Source organism: Thioalkalivibrio halophilus (genome assembly GCF_001995255.1).
GTDB lineage: Bacteria > Pseudomonadota > Gammaproteobacteria > Ectothiorhodospirales > Ectothiorhodospiraceae > Thioalkalivibrio > Thioalkalivibrio halophilus.
Window position 1 is genome coordinate 79779 of the sequence record NZ_MUZR01000017.1, and the last position, 16815, is coordinate 96593.

Below are 16815 nucleotides of genomic sequence, written 5' to 3' on the forward strand. Positions count from 1 at the left end.
CGCCGGCCGGTCACCCACCCGGGACCGGAAGACGCTCCGTGGCAGCTGATCGAGGGCCATCTACCGGGCACGCGCATGCCGGTCTACCTGGTCGACTGGCCGGAATATTTCCAGCGCGCCGGCAACCCGTACACCGCCTCCAACGACCAGGACTGGCCGGACAACGCGCAGCGCTTCGCCGGCTTCGCCCGTGCGGTGGCCCGAGTGGCCGCGGATGACGCCGGGCTGAACTGGACCCCGGAGATCGTCCACGGCAACGACTGGCAATGCGGCCTGCTGCCGATCTACCTGCGCGAGGCCTGCGGCACGCGGGATGCACCGGCGTCGGTATTCACCATCCACAACCTCGCCTATCAGGGCCTGTTTCCGGCCGAAACCGCGACCGCACTGGGTCTGCCCGCCGAGCTCTGGCACCCGGACGGCGTCGAGTTCCACCAGCAGCTGTCCTTCATGAAGGCCGGCCTCATGTTCAGCGACGCCATCACCACGGTCTCGCCCACCTATGCCCGCGAGATCCGGCAACCGGAACACGGCATGGGCCTGGACGGGGTGCTGCGCGCCCGGGCCAACGTGTTCCACGGCATCCTCAACGGCGTCGACTACCGCGCCTGGGGCCCGGCCCGCGATCCGCACATCGCCGCCGCCTACGGCCCCGACGACCTCTCCGGCAAGGCCGCCTGCAAGGCCGCGCTGCAGCGCCGCCTGGGGCTGACCGAAGACCCGGACATCCCGCTGCTGGGACACGTCGGGCGCATGGTCGAGCAGAAGGGCATGGACCTGCTGCTGGCGGTGGCCGCCCCGCTGGCTGAGGCCGGGCACATCCAGCTGGCGCTGGTCGGCTCCGGACAGACGGACCTGGAGCACGCCGCGGGCGCCCTCTCGCGGGCCCACCCCGGGCGGGTTGGTGTCCACATCGGCTACGACGAACCGCTGGCCCATCAGATCGAGGCGGGCGCCGACCTGTTCGCGATGCCGTCGCGCTTCGAGCCCTGCGGGCTCAACCAGCTCTACAGCCTGCGCTATGGCACCCCGCCGGTGGTGCATGCCACCGGCGGCCTGGCCGATACCGTCGTCGACGCCACTCCCGAAGCCCTGGAGGACGGCCGTGCCACCGGTTTCAGCTTCACTCCGGACAGCATCCCGGCGCTCGGCGACGCCCTGGAGCGGGCCCTGGCGCTTTACCACGCCCGCGCCGACGGCCGCTGGGAACAGCTGATGCGCACCGGGATGCAGCAGAACTTCGACTGGCAGGTCGCCGCCGGGGCCTATCTCGAACTCTATCGCGAACACCGCCCCCGGGCGCGCGCAGGCGCATCTGCGCTATAATCGCCGGCTTTCGCCGCCGACCGGCACGGGCCGGCAGGCAAGCAACCACCACGGCGGGGCCGGCTGCGGCCGGCCCCCTGCTGCGCGGGCCGCCTCATGAACCAAGCCGATCACAACGACCGTTTCCTGCCCCAGGACAAGGAACTGCGCGCGCGCGTGCGTCTGTTCGGAGAACTGCTGGGCAACGTCATCTGGAAACTCGAGGGCAAGACCGTCTTCGACGCGGTGGAAACCCTGCGCCGTGGATTTGTCAGCCTGCGCAAGGAGGAAGACCCGGAGCTGCGCCAGCGACTGATGGATGACATCACGCAGTTCGACACGACCCTGACCGAACGCGTGATCCGTGCCTTCAGCATCTACTTCTCGCTGGTCAACATCGCCGAGGAAGACCTGTTCTACCGCTGGCGCCGCGCCCAGGTCTCCAGTGGCGAGCCGCTGTGGCTGGGCTCCTTCGACCAGGCCCTGCGCGAACTGCACGACGACGGCGTCACAGCGCAGGAACTGGAGGAACTGCTGGGGCAGCTGCACTACCAGCCGGTGTTCACCGCGCATCCCACCGAGGCCCGGCGGCGGACCACCATGGAAAACCAGCGCCGGGTGTTCGAAACCGCCGACCGCCTCAACCAGCCGGGACTGGGCGACGAGGAACGTCGCCTGATCACCGAGGAGCTGGAAGGCCAGATCCAGATCCTGTGGCGCACCAACGAGGTCCGGGTGAGGAAGCCGGAGGTCCAGGACGAGATCAAGTACGGCCTGTTCTATTTCGAGGAGAGCCTGTTCGAGGCGGTGCCGCAGAGCTACCGCTTCCTCGAGAAGGCGATCCGCCGCATCTACGGGGTCAACCCGGACGGCTCCCTGCCGATGCGGATCCCCGCGTTCCTGCATTTCGGCTCCTGGATCGGCGGCGACCGCGACGGCAACCCCAACGTCACCCCGGAGGTCACGGCACTGGCCTCGCGTCTGGCGATGGAACAGGTGCTGCGCGAGTACATCAAGCGGGTCAACGAACTGCGCAACGTCCTCACCCACTCCTCCTACATGTGCGAGCCATCGGCCGAATTCCTCGCCAGCCTTCAGGCGGACTCGACCATCTCCAATGCCGTGTTCCAGGGCGCCTCCGACCGCTTCGAGACCGAGCCCTACCGGCGCAAGCTCTACATCATGCGCTACCGCCTGCGCGAGACCCTCGGTACGGTCAGCCGGCGGATCCGGGGCGAGGCCGCGGTGCTGCCGACCAACAGCGCCTACGCCACGCCGGACTCTTTCCTGCACGACCTCAAGCTGATCCGCGACTCCCTGATCAGCCACGGTGACCGCAACATCGCCAGCGGCGCGCTCACCGACCTCATCCGTCTGGTCGAGACCTTCGGCTTCCACCTGCACCATCTGGACGTGCGCCAGGAATCCACCGTGCACACCGAGGCGGTTGCCGAGATCCTGCGCCACATCGATCCGTCCCTGGACTATACCGCCATGGACGAATCCGCCCGCCAGCAATGTCTGGCGGAGCTGATCGGGCGCGGCGACGAGCTGCCGCAGCCCGATCGCGCCGCCCTCGACGAACGTACCCGCGAAACCCTGGAAGTTTTCGAGGTCATCCGGCGCATGCGCGGCGAGGTTGGTCCGGACGGCATCGGCACCTACGTCATCTCCATGACCCATGCGGCCTCGCACGTACTGGAGGTCCTGCTGCTGGGCCGCCTGGCCGGACTGGCCGGCGAGCACCCGGAACACGGCGCCTTCTGTCACCTGCGCATCTCGCCGCTGTTCGAGACCATCGAGGACCTCCTGCACGTCGAGGACGTCCTGGAGGGCCTGCTGTCGAATCCGGTCTACGCGCGCCTGCTGGCCGCCTCCGGCAACGTCCAGGACGTGATGCTGGGCTACTCCGACTCCTGCAAGGACGGCGGCATCCTCGCCTCCAGCTGGAACCTCTACGAGGCGCAGAAGAAGATCGTCGGCATCACCGACCGCTACGGCGTGCGCTGCCAGCTGTTCCACGGCCGCGGCGGCACCGTCGGGCGCGGCGGCGGCCCGACCCACGAGTCCATCCTCGCCCAGCCCCCGGCCACCGTGCAGGGTCGGATCAAGTTCACCGAACAGGGCGAGGTCCTGTCGTACAAGTACTCCAACGTGGAGACCGCGGTATACGAACTGGGCATGGGCGCGACCGGCCTGATGCTCGCCTCGCGCAGCCTGATCCGCCCGCCGCGCTGCGACCGCGACGACTACCGCGAGACCATGGAGGAACTGGCGCGCCTGGGCGAGGATGCCTACCGCGATCTGATCGACCACACCCCGGGCACGCTCGACTACTTCTACGAGATCACCCCGGTGCAGGAGATCGGCTATCTCAACATCGGCTCGCGACCCTCGCACCGGCGCAAGACCGACCGTTCCAAGAGTTCGATCCGCGCGATCCCGTGGGTCTTCGGCTGGGCCCAGTCGCGCCACACCCTGCCCGCCTGGTACGGCATCGGCACCGCGCTGGAAACCTGGCGCGGCGACGATCCGGCACGCCTGGAACAGCTGCAGCGCATGTATCAGGAGTGGCCGTTCTTCCGTTCGCTGCTGTCCAACTGCCAGATGGCCCTGACCAAGGCCGACATGCGCACCGCCGCCGAGTACGCCCGGCTGTCGCACGACACCGACCTGTCCGAGCGCATCTATTCGCGGGTACGCGAGGAACACAGCCGCACCGTCAACGAGGTTCTGCGGGTGGCTCAGCTGGACGGGCTGATGGAAGAAACACCCCTGCTGGCGCGCTCGCTGCAGCGGCGCAACCCCTATCTGGATCCGCTCAACAGCATCCAGATCCACCTGCTGCGCCAGTCACGGGGTTTCGAGGCCGAGAACGAAGGGAACGGGGACGCCCGGGAGAACCCCTGGATCTCGCCGCTGCTGCGCTCGATCAACGCGATCGCCGCGGGGATGCGCAACACCGGCTGAGACCGGAGCGGGACACGCACTGGCCGGGGCCCGGGGCTCATGCAGGGCCCCGGGCCAATAATGCCGTACTCAGGCGGCCTGGACGGGGATATCGTGCCCGGTGCGGGCGATGGCGTTGTCGGCGTCGAGATACACCAGATCGGGGGTGAACTCGCGCGCCTCGGCTGCATCCAGCTGGCCGTAGGCACAGATGATCACGCGATCGCCCACCGATGCCTTGTGCGCAGCGGCGCCATTGACCGAGATCACCCCGGACCCGGCTTCCGCCTCGATCGCGTATGTGGTGAAGCGTTCGCCATTGTCCACGTTGTAGATCTGGATCTGCTCGAACGGCAGGATCCCGGAGGCCTCCAGCAGACGCGTATCGATCGCGCAGGACCCCTCGTACTCGAGCTCACAGTGCGTGACTCGGGCCTTGTGCAGCTTGCCCTTGAGCATGGTGACCAGCATAAGCGTCTTCCGTCGGCGAACGGTCTTTTCACGGGGCCGGGAATTATGCGCGATGCACGCGGGAGCGGCAATGTCCCGCGTCCGACTCAGGGCCGGCGATTATCGATCAGGCGCACGCTGTCCAGCCAGGCGGCCCCGAGGATCACGAGGTCCTGATCGCACAGGGCCTCGCCGGCTACCGGCTCGGCGAGATCCATCGCCCGGCGGATGGCCACGTATTCGGCATCCAGCCCGGCCTCGCGCAGGCGGTCGCAGGCCTCCGCCTCGATCTCGGTGACCCGGTCGGCCGCGCCGCTGCGGTCGCGCCGGCAGACGATGGCGACCTCGTCGAGCACGCGCTTGAGCGCCGGCGCTCGCGCGCGCGACTCCGCGGTCAGCCGGCTGTTGCGCGAGGAACAGGCCAGCCCGTCCGGCTCGCGCACCGTGGGTACCGCATCCACCCGCACCGGCATGTCCAGCGAGCCGACCATGCGCTCGATCAGGCGGAACTGCTGGTAATCCTTCTCGCCGAACAGGGCGATGTCGGGGCGCACCAGGTTGAACAGCTTGGCGACCACCGTCGCCACACCGTCGAAATGGCCCGGACGGAACGCCCCCTCGAGGATCTCCGACAGCACCGGCACGACCACCTTCACCGGCGGCAGCCCGTCGTCCGGGTACATCACCGATTCGTCCGGGCAGAACAGGGCGTCGACGCCGGCATCCGCCAGCCGGCGGGAGTCTTCTTCCAGGCTACGCGGGTAGTTCGCGAGGTCTTCCTCGCGGTCGAACTGCAGCGGATTGACGAAGATCGACACCACCACGCGCGAGGCGCGCGCCCGGGCCTCGCGAACCAGGGTCATGTGCCCCTCGTGCAGGTGTCCCATGGTGGGCACCAGGGCAATGGTTTCCTGGCTGCCGCGCCGGGTCCACTCACGGCGCATCGCCTGGATCTGTGGTCGATCTCGAAGGATTCTCATGGCCGTCCCGAGCCTCGTCTGAACCGGAGTTCGCTACGAAAAGGTATGCACGCCGGACTCGGGGAAGCGCCCCTCGCGCACCGCGCCGACATAGGCCCGGACCGCACCGGCCAGCGAGCCGCCTTCGGCGAGGAAATCGCGGGCGAAGCGCGGCGGATTCGGGGTCAGACCGATCACGTCGGCGATCACCAGCACCTGGCCGTCGCAGGCGGGGCTGGCGCCGATCCCGATCACCGGCACGTCGCCCGCCCGCGCCACCGCGGTCGCCAGCCCCTCGGTCACGCCTTCCAGCAGCAGGGCCTGGGCCCCGGCCTTCTCCAGCCGCCCGGCCAGGGATTCCAGCTGGGCCGCGGCTTCGGCATCGCGCCCCTGCACGCGATATCCGCCCATGCGGTGCACCGCCTGCGGGGTCAGTCCGAGGTGGGCGCACACCGGGATACCGGCATCCACCAGCCGCTCCACCACCGGGATCTGCGTCGCGCCACATTCAATCTTGATCATGTGCGCCCCGGCCCGCATCAGAGCCCCGGACTGGGCCAGCGCGGTGGCCGGATCGGCATCCCCCAGGAACGGCAGGTCGGCCATGATCAGGGCCCGGCGTGCCCCGCGGGCCACCGCGGCGGTGTGATAGACCATGTCGTCCAGGGTCACGGGCAAGGTGGTTTCGTGCCCCTGGACCACCATGCCCAGCGAATCCCCGACCAGGATCACCTCCACGCCCTGCTCGTCCAGCAAACGGGCGAACGAGGCGTCGTAGGCGGTCAGACAGGCGAAACGCTCGCCCGCACGCCGGCGTTCGGCCAGGGTGTTGACGGTAATCGCCCCCATCTATCTCCCCCTACAGCGTGATCGGCAACGGATTGAAGTAGTGCCGGCCACCCTGGATCGGCTCGAGGAACTGCACCAGCTGGTCGAAATCCGCAGGGTTGTTGACCCAGTCGATCTCGGTTGCGTTGACGATCACCAGCGCCGGTCCCTCGAAATGATAGAAGAAATCCGCGTAGGCGGCGTTCAGCCGCTCCAGATAGGCGGTTTCGATCCGGCGTTCATAGGCCCGTCCGCGCTGACGGATGCGTTCCTGCAGCACGTCCACCGGCGCCTGCAGATAGATCACCAGATCCGGCTGCGGCAGCCCCTGGCGCAGCCGGCGGAACATCTCGTGGTAGATCTCCAGCTCGTCCGGGGCCAGATTGAGTTCGGCGAACAGCGGGTCCTTGTCCATCAGGTAGTCGGCCACATGCGCCTGCTGGAACAGCCCCTTCTGCGCCACCGGGGTCAGCTGGCGGACCCGCTGCACGAGGAAATACAGCTGGGTGGCCAGGGCATGCTTGGCCGGATCCTGATAGAAACGTTCCAGGAACGGGTTCTCGTCGGGGGCCTCCTGCAGGAGCTCCGCGCGCAGGCGTTCCGCCAGCCGCTGCGCCAGCGAGGACTTGCCGACGCCGATCGGCCCCTCGACCGCGATGAAGTCGAAATGGCCCAGGCTCATGCGCCCGCCCCCGCGCGGCGGCCCGGTGGTGGCTCCACCGCGGCGGCCTCCGCTTCACTGTCGCCCGACTCCTCCACCGGGATCAGGGCGGCGGGGTCAAAGGCACGGGCCAGCGCCGCCAGCGGGCCGCACCCGGGGATCTCCAGCCCCGGTGCCAGCTCCTGCAGCGGCAGGACCACGAAATTGCGCTCGGCCACCCCCGGATGCGGCACCGCGAGTCCCGGCTCGTCCAGCACCCGGTCGCCGTACAGCAGCAGGTCGAGGTCCAGCAGCCGCGGCCCCCAGCGCTGGCCGTCGCGCACGCGCCCGCAGCGCTGTTCGATGGCCTGCAGCGCATGCAGCAGTTCGCGCGGCGTCAGGCGGGTATGCAGCCGGGCCACGGCATTGACGTAGTCCGGCTGGTCCGGCGGCCCCATCGGCGGATTGCGGTACAGCCGCGAGCGTCCGGCCAGCCGCGTATCGGGCACCTCAACGGCAAGGCGGGCAAAGGAACCGCGAACCTGTGCCACCGGATCCCCCAGGTTGGCGCCGATGCCGATGTAGGCCGACACGGCCGCAGTGCGCCCGCCGGACTGGATCCGGGTCATGCCGAGCCTTCCCCCGCCTTTTTTGCGCCCGAGCCGCCGGCGCGACCCCGCGGCTTGCGTTTGCGGCGCTTGCGCTTGCCATCCCCGCCGGAGGCCCCGCTCATTTCCTTGCGTCCGGCTTCGTCCTTTTCCTGCAGTTCGGTCCACCAGCTGCAGATCTGCTCGTCGGCCTCGCCCACCTGCGCCCGCAGGCAGTAGAAATCGTAACCGGCGCGGAAACGCGGATGCGTCAGCAGCTTCAGGGCGCGCGCCCCGGAGTGGGTCTCCAGCCGGTTCTGCATCTCCCAGATCTCGCGGATCACCAGGGCAAAACGCCGCGGGATAGTGACGGTTTCGCCCTGTTCCTCGAGGATCTGGGACATCGCCTGATCCCAGGCCGGCGCCGGATCCTCGCCTTCCTCGATGCGCGCCGTGGCCTCCCAGTTCAGCGGCGCCCACATCAGCGCGGCATACAAAAACGCCGGGTGCACGCCCTGGTCCTCGGCCAGACGCTTGTCGGTGTTGCGCAGCGCCTCGACCAGGAAGGCCCGCTGGCTGAGACCGGCCTCGGGATCGTCGGGGTCGTCGAAGGCCTCGGCGGTGGACGGGAACATCGCCTCGAACAGACCGAAGCGTTCGAGCTCGTCGAGGCAGGTGACGGCCTCGCCGCTGTGGAACAGCTTGATCGCCTCGTCGAACAGCCGTGCCGGGGCGACCTCCCGCATCAGCGGCGCCAGCCGGTGCATCGCCTCGTCCACCGCCGGGTCGATGCGCAGCCCCAGCTTGGCGGAGAAACGCACCGCCCGCAGCATGCGCACCGGATCCTCGCGCAGGCGCGTCTCGGGATCGTCGCCGATCAGGCGCAGAACGCCCTCGCGCAGGTCCTCGACGCCGCCGGTGTAGTCCAGCACCGAGAAGTCGTTGATGTCGTAGTACAGCGCGTTGACGCTGAAATCGCGCCGGAGGGCGTCCTGCTCGATGGTGCCGTAGCGATTGTCGCGCAGGATGCGGCCGTCGTCGCTCAGGACCACGTCGCCGTCGTCGTCGTCATCGTCCCCACCGGCATCGTGCGGAGCACGGAAGGTCGCGACCTCGATCACCTCGCGGCCGAACAGCACGTGAGCCAGCCGGAACCGCCGACCGATCAGTCGGCAGTTGCGGAACTCCCCGCGGACTTCCTCGGGGGTGGCGTCGGTGGCCACGTCGAAGTCCTTGGGCTCGCGCCCCAGCAGGAGGTCGCGCACGCCGCCGCCGACCAGACAGGCGCGGTACCCGGCGTCGCGCAGGCGGTACAGCACCTTGAGCGCGTTGTTGTCGATGGCCGCGCGCGAGATGCCGTGTTCCTCGCGGGTATAGACGCGCGGCACGACGTGTTCATCGCCGGCGCGCGAAGCGTCGTCGCGGGAATCGGATTCGGCCGGGGCCGGGATTTCGGTATCAGGGCGGGTCACACAGGGCCGTCAGAATGGCTTCGGGAGCGTATCTTAACAGCTAATCCGTCCTTGTTCTCAGTGGAGCCACTTCGCCGGTAAGGCGATAGCGCAGATAGTCGTCCACGATGCGGCGGTGATCGAAGGCCAGTGGCAAACCGGGGTCGCCCGGGTCCAGCCAGGCGCAGTCGCGCGCATCGTCGGCGGCCCGCGCCTGACCGTTCCCCTGAGCCAGATACACCACGCTCACGGTGTGCCCGCGGGGGTCGCGATCGGGCGCCGAATACACCCCCAGCAGGGCCTGCAGTTCGACCTGCAGACCGGTTTCCTCGCGGGCCTCGCGCACGGCGGCATGTTCGGCGCTCTCGCCCACGTCGACAAAGCCCCCGGGAAGCGCCCACCCGTGCGGCGGGTTGTGACGCTCGATGACCAGGATCCGGCCGGGCTCGGCGGCATGCCGGATCACCAGATCCACCGCCAGGGCCGGCGTACGCGGGCGTCGGTCACTCATCGGTTCCTCCCTGATCCTGACGCACGAAACGCCGGATCTTGCGGCGCTCGCGTTTGTCCGGACGCCCCGAGGGCGCCGGGGCCCGTGCCTCGCGTTCGAGCCGCCGGCGGGATGCCTCCTGCTCGCGCGCCTCGCGGCTCTCCGGGGTTTCGGTATAGAGCTGCTCCGCCTCGGTCGCCGGGCGCCGCCGATCATCCAGCGCCACCACGTCGACCTCCATGGACCAGCTCCCCTTGTGCACCCGTACGCGATCCCCCGGATGCAGCTTGCGCGCGGGCTTGCAGCGCTCGCCGTTGACATGGACCTTGCCGCCGGACACCGCCTCCGTCGCCAGGGCGCGGGTCTTGAAGAAACGCGCCGCCCACAGCCACTTGTCCAGACGCAGGCTGGACGCAGGCGCCGCTGCACCCGTCCGGCTCATGTGCACCCCCGCGCGGAGGTACCGAACACCCCGCGCACACCCGGGACAGGCCGGCCCGGGCTTTTATCCGCGGACCGGAGCGACCAGAATGCCGCCTTCATGCACCGATATTTCCGGAGGGGGAACCGGTCGCCCGCGGGCCACCGGGCCATGCCATGGACTTTCCGCATCTGCACCTGGTCAGCTTCGATATTTGTCCTTTCGTCCAGCGTAGCCTCATCACGCTGAATTACAAGGCAGCGCCGTACGAACTCACCCGCATCGACCTCGCCGACCCGCCCGACTGGTTCCGGGAACGCTCGCCGCTGGGCAAGGTCCCGATCCTGATCGTGAACGGGGACACGGTCCTGTTCGAATCGGCGGTCATCAACGAATACATCGACGCCGTCACCCCGCCCGAACGCCTGCCTCCGGAACCGCTGGAACGCGCCCGGGCCCGCGCCTGGATCGAGTACCTGTCGGAACAGACCTTCGCGCAGTACCGCTGGATGACCGCGGCCGACGAGGACGCCTTCGAACGGGCCGCACACGAGGCGGCACGAGGTCTGGAGCGACTGGAACGCCAGATGGCCGACGACCACGCGCTGGCCGGGGCGGAGTTCTCGCTGGTGGACGCGACCCTGGCGCCGCTGCTGATGCGCTACGCCCTGCTCACCCACGAAGACAGCCCCTGGGACCCCGAATCCTTCCCGCGGCTGGCGGCGCGCTGGCAGTGGCTGGAGGCGTTGGACGCAGTACGCGACTCGGTACCGGCGGATTTCTCGCAGCGCCTGGCCACCTACCTGGATGGCCAGACCGGCACCGCGCCCCGGCAACTGGCGGCCGCACTGCGCCGCGGCTGAATCACTCGCATCCCCCGGTGGCATCCGACGCCGGCTGCAACAGGCGGGCGGCCAGCGGAACCTCGCCCGGCCAGTCCACCACGTAATCGATGATCGGCAGATCCGGGGCATCGCATTCGCGCAGGACCCGCCCGGCCACCGACACCCCGGCGCGGCGCACGCTGTCCGGGTCGCCGGTCAGCAGCGGGTGCCAGCTGGGCAGGGGCTGCCCGGCAAAGCGCAGGCGATAGGCGCAGGTGGGCGGCAGCCAGTCGTATTGCGCCACCTTCTCCAGGGTCAGCTGCAGACAGTCCGGCACGGACTCGCGACGCCGGGCATAGTCGGAGCAATGGCCGGTCTCGCAGTCGAGCAGGTCGCAGGCCAGCCAGGTGTGGGCCAGTTCGCCGGTATCCTCGTCCTCGAACTTGTGCAGGCAGCAGCGCCCGCAGCCGTCGCAAAGGGCCTCCCATTCGGCCGCGTCGAGTTCCTCCAGCGGGCGCTGGTAAAAGGGCCGTTCGTCGCTCACGGCGTCTCCGCCCGGTGGTCCTCTTCGCCCAGCCGCCGGCGCCCCTCTTCCTGCAGGCGCTGCTCGACCCGGCTCCAGCGCTCCTGCGTGGTGTAGTGCATGGTCGGCCGTCCGCGGTCGGGCAGCAGCACCGCCACGCCCCGGTCGGGATAAAGCCAGTAGGCATGGTTGCTGTCGATCTGCATGCGCTCGGCCGGCTCGCCGAAATGCCGGCGCAGCAGATCCGCGTCCCAGCGTGCCCGGGGGATATAGCTCATCTCCACCACCGGCACGTTACCCAGCGATGCAAGGGTGTCGTCGTCCAGGCCGTAGCGCCGGGCACCCGACGGCATCGGCCGTTCGGAGGTCGTCCCCGCCTCGATACGGTCCAGGTCGGCCTCGTCCAGATCGGGGCGCAGGATCAGGTTGGTCTCGAACGGCTCGATGCGGGCGTTCACGTAATACGCCTCCACCGAGCGCGTCCCGTCGGGATCCTCGAACATCCGGATCTCGGGCACCGGCAGCCGCCCCATGAGATCCGCCATGGTGGTCTCGCCCAGGGTAATCCCCAGCACCCGCGTGTGCTGCCGGTCCAGCACCTCCACCTGCCAGGGCAGGCTCTCGAACTGCCGGGTCTGCTGCCCGCCGGGCTGCATGTAGACGAACATCGCCAGGGCCAGAATGCCCGCGAGGACGACCGCCCCGATGGTCCAGCGTAGATTCATGCCGACTTCTGCTCCCGAGCCACCCCTGCGCGAATCCTCGCGGGGTCGCTATACTGGGCGGCTCGCAAACCACCCGGCGCCCCGCGTCCGATCACGCATGATCTCACGTTTGTCTGCCTGGATCACGGCCCGCTCGGTCCCGTCCGCATACACCGGCCGTACCCTGATCATCGCCTCGCACCGCGAACTCGCGCGGGCGCCCGACTGGCTCGCCGGTCTCGGCGAGGCCCTGGGCCCGCTGCTGCTGGGCGTCAGCGATGCCCCCCGCGACAGGGAGGCCGCCGTGCCCGGAGCCCCCGAAGACCTTCCGGCGGTGGCCCTGCCCCCCGAACTCGCTCCGGCGCGCCTGGCCCGCCTGCGCCCCCGGGCCGTGGTGCTGCTGGGCCCGGTCGATCTCCCCGGCGAGGCGCTGCGGGCCACTGTGGCCGCCGGGGCCCGCGTGGCCTGGATCAACGCCGAGGGCCCCGCCCCGGAAGGGGTCACCTTCGCCACCGTGCTGTCCGCGCGGGATGGCGCCGTGGACCCGGCACTGGGCGCCGAGACCACCGGCGACCCGCTCGCCGGGGCCGTATCCCTGCCCCCCGCACCGGAAGACCCGGATCCCGAGCGGGCGTTCTGCGAACGCTTCGCCGAATACCGCGAACGCGGCCACCCGATCCTGCTGGCCCCGAACACCGGCCCGGACGAGGAGGCGTTCGCCTTCGCAGTGCTGTTCGCGGTCCTGCAGAAGACCGCCGCCCTGCTCCTGCTGGCGCCGGCGGACCCCGAACGCCACGAGCCGGTCTACCGCGACGCAATCAAGTACTCGCTGCCGATCGTGCGCCACAACCGGTTCATGACGTCGTACGTCCCGCGCAAGAACCGGGTCTACTACATCGAGGATCCGCAGACCCTGCAGGCCGCCTACGCCTGCGCCGACATCACCCTGCCCGGCGGCACCCTGGCGGCCACGCGGACCCCGCCGGATCTGGCACGCCCCCTTGCCTGCGGCGGTGCCGTGGTGACCGGCCCGGCCGCCAGCGGCGACGCCCCGGAAGACGAGGTCCGTCTGCGTCGCGCCGCGGAGACCACCGGCCTGATCCGCCGCGGAGAAGATCCCGATGCCGTGGCCGGGGCGATTCTCGAGACCCTTTCGACCCTGCCGGATGCCGGGCAGCGCCAGACGCGGCTGACTCGATGGCTGGAACGACAGGCCACGGCCCGCGAACGGGTCGCGGCCCGCCTGGCCGAACATCTCGGGGCTGCCCCCGCGGCTTCCTGAGCGCCCTTAGCATATCTCCCGGGGTCTGGTCTATAATTTGAAACAAGCGCGAATCCGGACCGGAAAATGATCGACGGCAGCAGCGGCCTGCAGGGCATCCAGAAGGGCATGACGCAGATGCGTCAGCAGGCCCACACCGTGGCCACCGAGAACGCCGGCAGCCGCCAGAGCAACACGGCGATGGTCGAGATGAGCGCGAGCCAGCGTCACGTGGAAGCGAACGTGAAGACCCTGCAAGCCGAAGACCGCATGATCGGGAGCCTGCTCGACGTCCGCGCCTGACGCGGAAGCGAGGGACACCATGGAAGCACCGCTGACCAATCCGGCACCACCGACCGTCCCGGCCACCCGGCCGAGCGGTTCGGACCGCCTGGGTCTCGGCCAGCTGTCTGCGCCATCGGAGTTCGATCGCCCGCTGAACGACCCCGAAGCCGGGGCCGCGCGCCGTCCGATCGAGGACCGCGCCGAGCAGCAGCGCAACCGCAACGGGGACGAGGGCGACCCGCGTGCCGACCTGGTCCTGCCCCGCAACGACCGCGAAATGGCCGGCCAGGCGCGCCTGGCGGCCGAGATCGAGGCGTTTCAGTCCGGCACGACCGACGACGCCCGTCCGGGCGAGGAGCGCATCGCCGACGGTGGCGCACTGGAGGATTCCGGGGTCGAGGCCCTGCGCCGGCGTGTGGAACTGGCCTTCAGCTTTGCCGGTCCGGCCGAGGAACCCCGCCGCGAGCTGAACATCGTCGTCTGACCGCGGCGGTACCGCCCTGCGAGATCAGGCATCCCCGCGCCGGGGGAATTCCGCCAGCCACTCCTGCGCCCGCTCCCCCGCATGCAGCCGCTCGTCCGCGTTGAGTTCGCGTGCCACCCGCTCGCGATAGCGCGCCGCACTGGCCACGCCCATCTCCGCCGCGATCGCATACCACTTGAAGGCGGAGACATCCGAGCGCTCCACGCCCTCGCCCATCGCGAACAGCCGCGCCAGGTTGGCGGCCCCGCGGCCCTCGCCGGCCTCGGCCGCCAGCAGATACCACTGCGCCGCCTGCTCGGCGTCCTGCGGCAACCCGCGCCCCTCGTCGAACTTCAGGCCCAGGTTGAACATCGCCTGCGGATTGCCGCCCTCGGCGGCGGCATGGAACCAGCGCGCCGCCTCGTTCGGGCTGGCCTCCACGCCGTCGCCCTGTTCGAACAGCACCGCCAGATTGAACGCGGCATCCGGCCAGCCCGCCTCGGCCGCCTGCAGATACCAGATCGCGGCACGCGCCGGGTCGCGCGGCATGTGCGTGCCTTCATCCAGCAGCACCCCCAGGTTGTAGGCCGCGAGCGGATCACCCGCGGTGGCGGCCTGCTGCCAGCGGTCCACCGCCCGCGCGGTATCTCCGTCCCTCCAGGCCGCGCGCGCCTGCTCGAGCAGCCCGCGCGGATCATTTGATGCATTCATGGTGCGAACTCGGTTCGGGGCATGTCGGCCGGCAATGTACCGACCGGACAACGCAGCGTCGATGTCCCCCACGGCGGTCGGGCACGCGAACCACAGAGTGTGACGCCATTCTCTTTTTTCACCGGCATCCCGCTTGCGTGCGGATCCGGCCGGCGCGGCTCGGGAACTCACCCCCGGGGGGCAGGAGACGCAGGGGTGACGGGACCCTGTCCCTGATTCTTACCCTTGTCCCAATGAGGAGGACCTCAATGAAACGTTCCACGAAACTGCTGGCAGCCACCGCCATCGTGCCCTTTGCCCTGCTGATCGCCGGCTGCGGCGGTGACGACATGGGCATGGACGAGTTCGAAGAACAGCAGATGGAAGAAGGCGCGCCGCCGGCCGAGGACGGTATGGAAGGTGGCATGCAGGAAGGCGCCCCGCCGGAAGGTGACATGGGAGGCCAGGGAATGGAACCCGAAGGCGATGGCATGGACGACGGCATGGGTGGTGACATGGAAGGCGACGACGAACCCCAGTTCTGATCGTCCCGCCCGAATGCTCCGCCGGGGCGATGCGAACGCATTTCCCGGCCACCGGGCCCGACCGGAAACCTTCTCCGGTCGGGCCTTTTATTGCTTCTCGCCTGCAACCTGCGAGCGGGGACCGGGGGTCAGGAACGCTTGCAGCTCAGCACCGGTGCGTCATTCCTGCGGAAATCGTCCGGGGGTGATATAGCGCCCGCCCAGCTCCCAGTTGATACTGGTCTCGGGGGCGGTACCGGACCCGGCTCCGCCTCCGGCCGGCGGAAAGCCGCGATGCACACCGGCCAGCAGCTGCCAGCGATCGTCCACGTCAAAGGTCATGGAAGCTCCGGGCAGCCATTCGCTGCAGGCGTTCGACCGCCGGTAGTCCACGGTATTGCGGCTGGCGTCCGCGTACGGAACCCGTGAGGTCTTCACGTCTTCTCCGGAGCCGCTCCGGAGCGGAGCTGCCCGAAGCACAACTCAACGAATCAGCGGTTGATCCGCCAGACTTTCGATTTCGATGCGGTCGGCACAGTCCGCGACCGCGCCTTCGGGGCCTTCGCAATCGGCGACGTCGTTGACGAGGATGCGCCCGACGCGATCGCAGGACGTATCCGTCATGCGGAAGGCCCGCACCGAGGTGCTCCCCGCCCGCAGCGGTGCCATCTCCAGCAGCGTCCGGCTCTGGATGATGCCGTCATCGCCGAACACCACCAGATCCAGCTGCAGCGACTCCAGCGCCTGATCCAGGCCGTTCTCCAGTACCAGATGGGCGCGACAGTCGTCGCCGTCGGGCTCCAGCTTGTTCAGCTGGACGCCGATCCCGCCGCCGTCCTCCGCCAGTGCCGGCAGCGCCAGGACCAGCCCCAGCACGCCTGCCGCGAGTCCGCCGTGAATCTGCCGCTTTCGTGTCATCTCGCCTGCCTCCACAACGCGTCGATCCGTCGTTCGTCAGCGCACCGAAAAATTCACCGGCACCACGATCTCGTAGCCGTCCAGACCGATACTGTCCGGCGCCGGGAACGGGTCGGCCCGCTGCACCATGTCTTCCACCGCGCGATCCAGGATCCCGGAGCCGGAACTCTCCTGGATGTCGTAGTCGATCACCGAACCATCACGGGCGAGCTGCAGCCGGACCTCCACGGTACCTTCCTGCCGGCGACGCTGGGCCGCTCTGGGATAGCGCTTGTGCTGCTCGACCCAGGCCTGCAGTTCGGCAAGGTAGTCACTCTCCGCCCCGGGGTCGCCACCGCCCGTGGCATCCGTCTCGGCAGCCCCCTCCGGGTCCCCGGCGGGGCCGGACTCGTCGGCCGTCGGGTCCGTTTCGCCCGGCTCATCGGCCACGGCATCGGTTTCGGCGACCGTCTCGGCCGTGCCAGCGGGCTCCGGCTCGGGCTCCGGCTCGGGCTCCGGTTCGGGTTCCGGCTCGGGTTCCGGCTCGGGTTCCGGTTCGGGTTC

20 protein-coding genes and 1 pseudogene are annotated in these 16815 nt (G+C 69.3%); 7 read left to right on the forward strand and 14 right to left on the reverse strand.

The genetic code is table 11. The features are described 5' to 3' along the window. Together glgA and ppc are read left to right on the forward strand one after the other, a co-directional pair. Window positions 1-1326 (forward strand): annotated as a pseudogene (gene glgA, locus B1A74_RS06275) (glycogen synthase GlgA); the annotation flags it as partial. Window positions 1327-1422: 96 nt separating this feature from the next. After that, window positions 1423-4275 carry a phosphoenolpyruvate carboxylase gene (gene ppc, locus B1A74_RS06280; protein WP_077244103.1) on the forward strand — a complete coding sequence of 951 codons (2853 nt, stop codon included), beginning with the start codon at window positions 1423-1425 and terminating at the stop codon, window positions 4273-4275. 69 nt (window positions 4276-4344) lie between these two features. Here ppc and panD read toward each other — a convergent pair whose 3' ends face one another. The 8 genes from panD to B1A74_RS06320 form a co-directional block, all read right to left on the reverse strand. Then, complete coding sequence (gene panD / locus B1A74_RS06285) at window positions 4345-4725, reverse strand: aspartate 1-decarboxylase (RefSeq protein WP_018871149.1); 381 nt, start codon at window positions 4723-4725, stop codon at window positions 4345-4347. 86 nt (window positions 4726-4811) lie between these two features. Further along, a complete protein-coding gene (gene panC, locus B1A74_RS06290) occupies window positions 4812-5684 on the reverse strand; it encodes a pantoate--beta-alanine ligase (RefSeq protein ID WP_026288924.1) in 873 nt (290 codons plus the stop codon). Between the two features lie 33 nt (window positions 5685-5717). After that, a complete protein-coding gene (gene panB, locus B1A74_RS06295; RefSeq protein ID WP_077244104.1) occupies window positions 5718-6512 on the reverse strand; it encodes a 3-methyl-2-oxobutanoate hydroxymethyltransferase in 795 nt (264 codons plus the stop codon). Between the two features lie 10 nt (window positions 6513-6522). Then, complete coding sequence (locus B1A74_RS06300; protein WP_077244105.1) at window positions 6523-7173, reverse strand: deoxynucleoside kinase; 651 nt, start codon at window positions 7171-7173, stop codon at window positions 6523-6525. Further along, window positions 7170-7760: a 2-amino-4-hydroxy-6-hydroxymethyldihydropteridine diphosphokinase gene (gene folK / locus B1A74_RS06305; protein WP_018946546.1), complete on the reverse strand. Its 591-nt coding sequence runs from the start codon at window positions 7758-7760 to the stop codon at window positions 7170-7172. Before folK ends, B1A74_RS06300 begins: the two co-directional genes overlap by 4 nt. Beyond that, the gene (gene pcnB, locus B1A74_RS06310; protein WP_077244106.1) at window positions 7757-9190 is read right to left on the reverse strand and encodes a polynucleotide adenylyltransferase PcnB; all 1434 of its coding nucleotides are present in this window, start codon (window positions 9188-9190) and stop codon (window positions 7757-7759) included. The genes folK and pcnB overlap by 4 nt, the downstream gene beginning before the upstream one ends. 40 nt (window positions 9191-9230) lie before the next feature. Next, window positions 9231-9680, reverse strand: a complete 450-nt coding sequence (locus B1A74_RS06315; RefSeq protein ID WP_077244107.1) for an NUDIX domain-containing protein — start codon at window positions 9678-9680, stop codon at window positions 9231-9233. Then, complete coding sequence (locus tag B1A74_RS06320) at window positions 9673-10101, reverse strand: RNA-binding S4 domain-containing protein (protein ID WP_018946549.1); 429 nt, start codon at window positions 10099-10101, stop codon at window positions 9673-9675. The genes B1A74_RS06315 and B1A74_RS06320 overlap by 8 nt, the downstream gene beginning before the upstream one ends. A 155-nt stretch (window positions 10102-10256) precedes the next feature. Between B1A74_RS06320 and B1A74_RS06325 the strand changes: the two genes are divergently transcribed. Then, on the forward strand, window positions 10257-10943 hold the full coding sequence (locus B1A74_RS06325; protein WP_077244108.1) for a glutathione S-transferase family protein: 687 nt from the start codon (window positions 10257-10259) through the stop codon (window positions 10941-10943). Window position 10944: 1 nt separating this feature from the next. Here the strand turns inward: B1A74_RS06325 and B1A74_RS06330 are convergent, their stop codons facing one another. Together B1A74_RS06330 and B1A74_RS06335 are read right to left on the reverse strand one after the other, a co-directional pair. Next, the gene (locus tag B1A74_RS06330; RefSeq protein WP_077244109.1) at window positions 10945-11448 is read right to left on the reverse strand and encodes a YcgN family cysteine cluster protein; all 504 of its coding nucleotides are present in this window, start codon (window positions 11446-11448) and stop codon (window positions 10945-10947) included. Further along, entirely contained in the window at window positions 11445-12152 is a 708-nt protein-coding gene (locus B1A74_RS06335) for a hypothetical protein (protein ID WP_077244110.1), read from the reverse strand. Before B1A74_RS06335 ends, B1A74_RS06330 begins: the two co-directional genes overlap by 4 nt. A gap of 97 nt (window positions 12153-12249) precedes the next feature. Here B1A74_RS06335 and B1A74_RS06340 point away from each other — a divergent pair, with 97 nt between their 5' ends. The 3 genes from B1A74_RS06340 to B1A74_RS06350 all read left to right on the forward strand — a co-directional run bounded on the left by B1A74_RS06340 (window position 12250) and on the right by B1A74_RS06350 (window position 14161). Beyond that, on the forward strand, window positions 12250-13413 hold the full coding sequence (locus tag B1A74_RS06340; protein WP_077244111.1) for a hypothetical protein: 1164 nt from the start codon (window positions 12250-12252) through the stop codon (window positions 13411-13413). Window positions 13414-13479: 66 nt separating this feature from the next. Further along, the gene (locus B1A74_RS06345) at window positions 13480-13695 is read left to right on the forward strand and encodes a flagellar basal body rod C-terminal domain-containing protein (protein WP_018946554.1); all 216 of its coding nucleotides are present in this window, start codon (window positions 13480-13482) and stop codon (window positions 13693-13695) included. Between the two features lie 19 nt (window positions 13696-13714). Further along, window positions 13715-14161, forward strand: coding sequence for a hypothetical protein (locus tag B1A74_RS06350; RefSeq protein ID WP_077244112.1), 447 nt, complete (start codon window positions 13715-13717; stop codon window positions 14159-14161). A 24-nt stretch (window positions 14162-14185) separates the two neighbouring features. Here the strand turns inward: B1A74_RS06350 and B1A74_RS06355 are convergent, their stop codons facing one another. Continuing rightward, window positions 14186-14851: a tetratricopeptide repeat protein gene (locus B1A74_RS06355; protein WP_019021358.1), complete on the reverse strand. Its 666-nt coding sequence runs from the start codon at window positions 14849-14851 to the stop codon at window positions 14186-14188. A gap of 248 nt (window positions 14852-15099) precedes the next feature. Between B1A74_RS06355 and B1A74_RS06360 the strand changes: the two genes are divergently transcribed. Beyond that, the gene (locus tag B1A74_RS06360) at window positions 15100-15375 is read left to right on the forward strand and encodes a hypothetical protein (protein WP_018946557.1); all 276 of its coding nucleotides are present in this window, start codon (window positions 15100-15102) and stop codon (window positions 15373-15375) included. A gap of 159 nt (window positions 15376-15534) precedes the next feature. On the opposite strand, the gene B1A74_RS06365 is transcribed toward B1A74_RS06360, so the two are convergent. The 3 genes from B1A74_RS06365 to B1A74_RS06375 all read right to left on the reverse strand — a co-directional run. After that, window positions 15535-15792 (reverse strand): TonB-dependent receptor domain-containing protein, encoded by a 258-nt coding sequence (locus tag B1A74_RS06365; protein ID WP_483028311.1) that lies wholly within the window; start codon window positions 15790-15792, stop codon window positions 15535-15537. 45 nt (window positions 15793-15837) lie between these two features. Further along, entirely contained in the window at window positions 15838-16272 is a 435-nt protein-coding gene (locus B1A74_RS06370; protein ID WP_026288926.1) for a hypothetical protein, read from the reverse strand. Between the two features lie 36 nt (window positions 16273-16308). Then, a partial coding sequence (locus B1A74_RS06375) for an energy transducer TonB (protein WP_143592234.1) occupies window positions 16309-16815 on the reverse strand: 507 nt, incomplete at its 5' end.

Coding starts and splice junctions, on each gene's coding strand:
- ppc (WP_077244103.1), top strand. CDS start 1,423: ATGAACCAAGCCGATCACAACGACCGTTTCCTGCCCCAGGACAAGGAA.
- panD (WP_018871149.1), bottom strand. CDS start 4,725: ATGCTGGTCACCATGCTCAAGGGCAAGCTGCACAAGGCCCGAGTCACG.
- panC (WP_026288924.1), bottom strand. CDS start 5,684: ATGAGAATCCTTCGAGATCGACCACAGATCCAGGCGATGCGCCGTGAG.
- panB (WP_077244104.1), bottom strand. CDS start 6,512: ATGGGGGCGATTACCGTCAACACCCTGGCCGAACGCCGGCGTGCGGGC.
- B1A74_RS06300 (WP_077244105.1), bottom strand. CDS start 7,173: ATGAGCCTGGGCCATTTCGACTTCATCGCGGTCGAGGGGCCGATCGGC.
- folK (WP_018946546.1), bottom strand. CDS start 7,760: ATGACCCGGATCCAGTCCGGCGGGCGCACTGCGGCCGTGTCGGCCTAC.
- B1A74_RS06315 (WP_077244107.1), bottom strand. CDS start 9,680: ATGAGTGACCGACGCCCGCGTACGCCGGCCCTGGCGGTGGATCTGGTG.
- B1A74_RS06320 (WP_018946549.1), bottom strand. CDS start 10,101: ATGAGCCGGACGGGTGCAGCGGCGCCTGCGTCCAGCCTGCGTCTGGAC.
- B1A74_RS06325 (WP_077244108.1), top strand. CDS start 10,257: ATGGACTTTCCGCATCTGCACCTGGTCAGCTTCGATATTTGTCCTTTC.
- B1A74_RS06335 (WP_077244110.1), bottom strand. CDS start 12,152: ATGAATCTACGCTGGACCATCGGGGCGGTCGTCCTCGCGGGCATTCTG.
- B1A74_RS06340 (WP_077244111.1), top strand. CDS start 12,250: ATGATCTCACGTTTGTCTGCCTGGATCACGGCCCGCTCGGTCCCGTCC.
- B1A74_RS06345 (WP_018946554.1), top strand. CDS start 13,480: ATGATCGACGGCAGCAGCGGCCTGCAGGGCATCCAGAAGGGCATGACG.
- B1A74_RS06350 (WP_077244112.1), top strand. CDS start 13,715: ATGGAAGCACCGCTGACCAATCCGGCACCACCGACCGTCCCGGCCACC.
- B1A74_RS06355 (WP_019021358.1), bottom strand. CDS start 14,851: ATGAATGCATCAAATGATCCGCGCGGGCTGCTCGAGCAGGCGCGCGCG.
- B1A74_RS06360 (WP_018946557.1), top strand. CDS start 15,100: ATGAAACGTTCCACGAAACTGCTGGCAGCCACCGCCATCGTGCCCTTT.
- B1A74_RS06370 (WP_026288926.1), bottom strand. CDS start 16,272: ATGACACGAAAGCGGCAGATTCACGGCGGACTCGCGGCAGGCGTGCTG.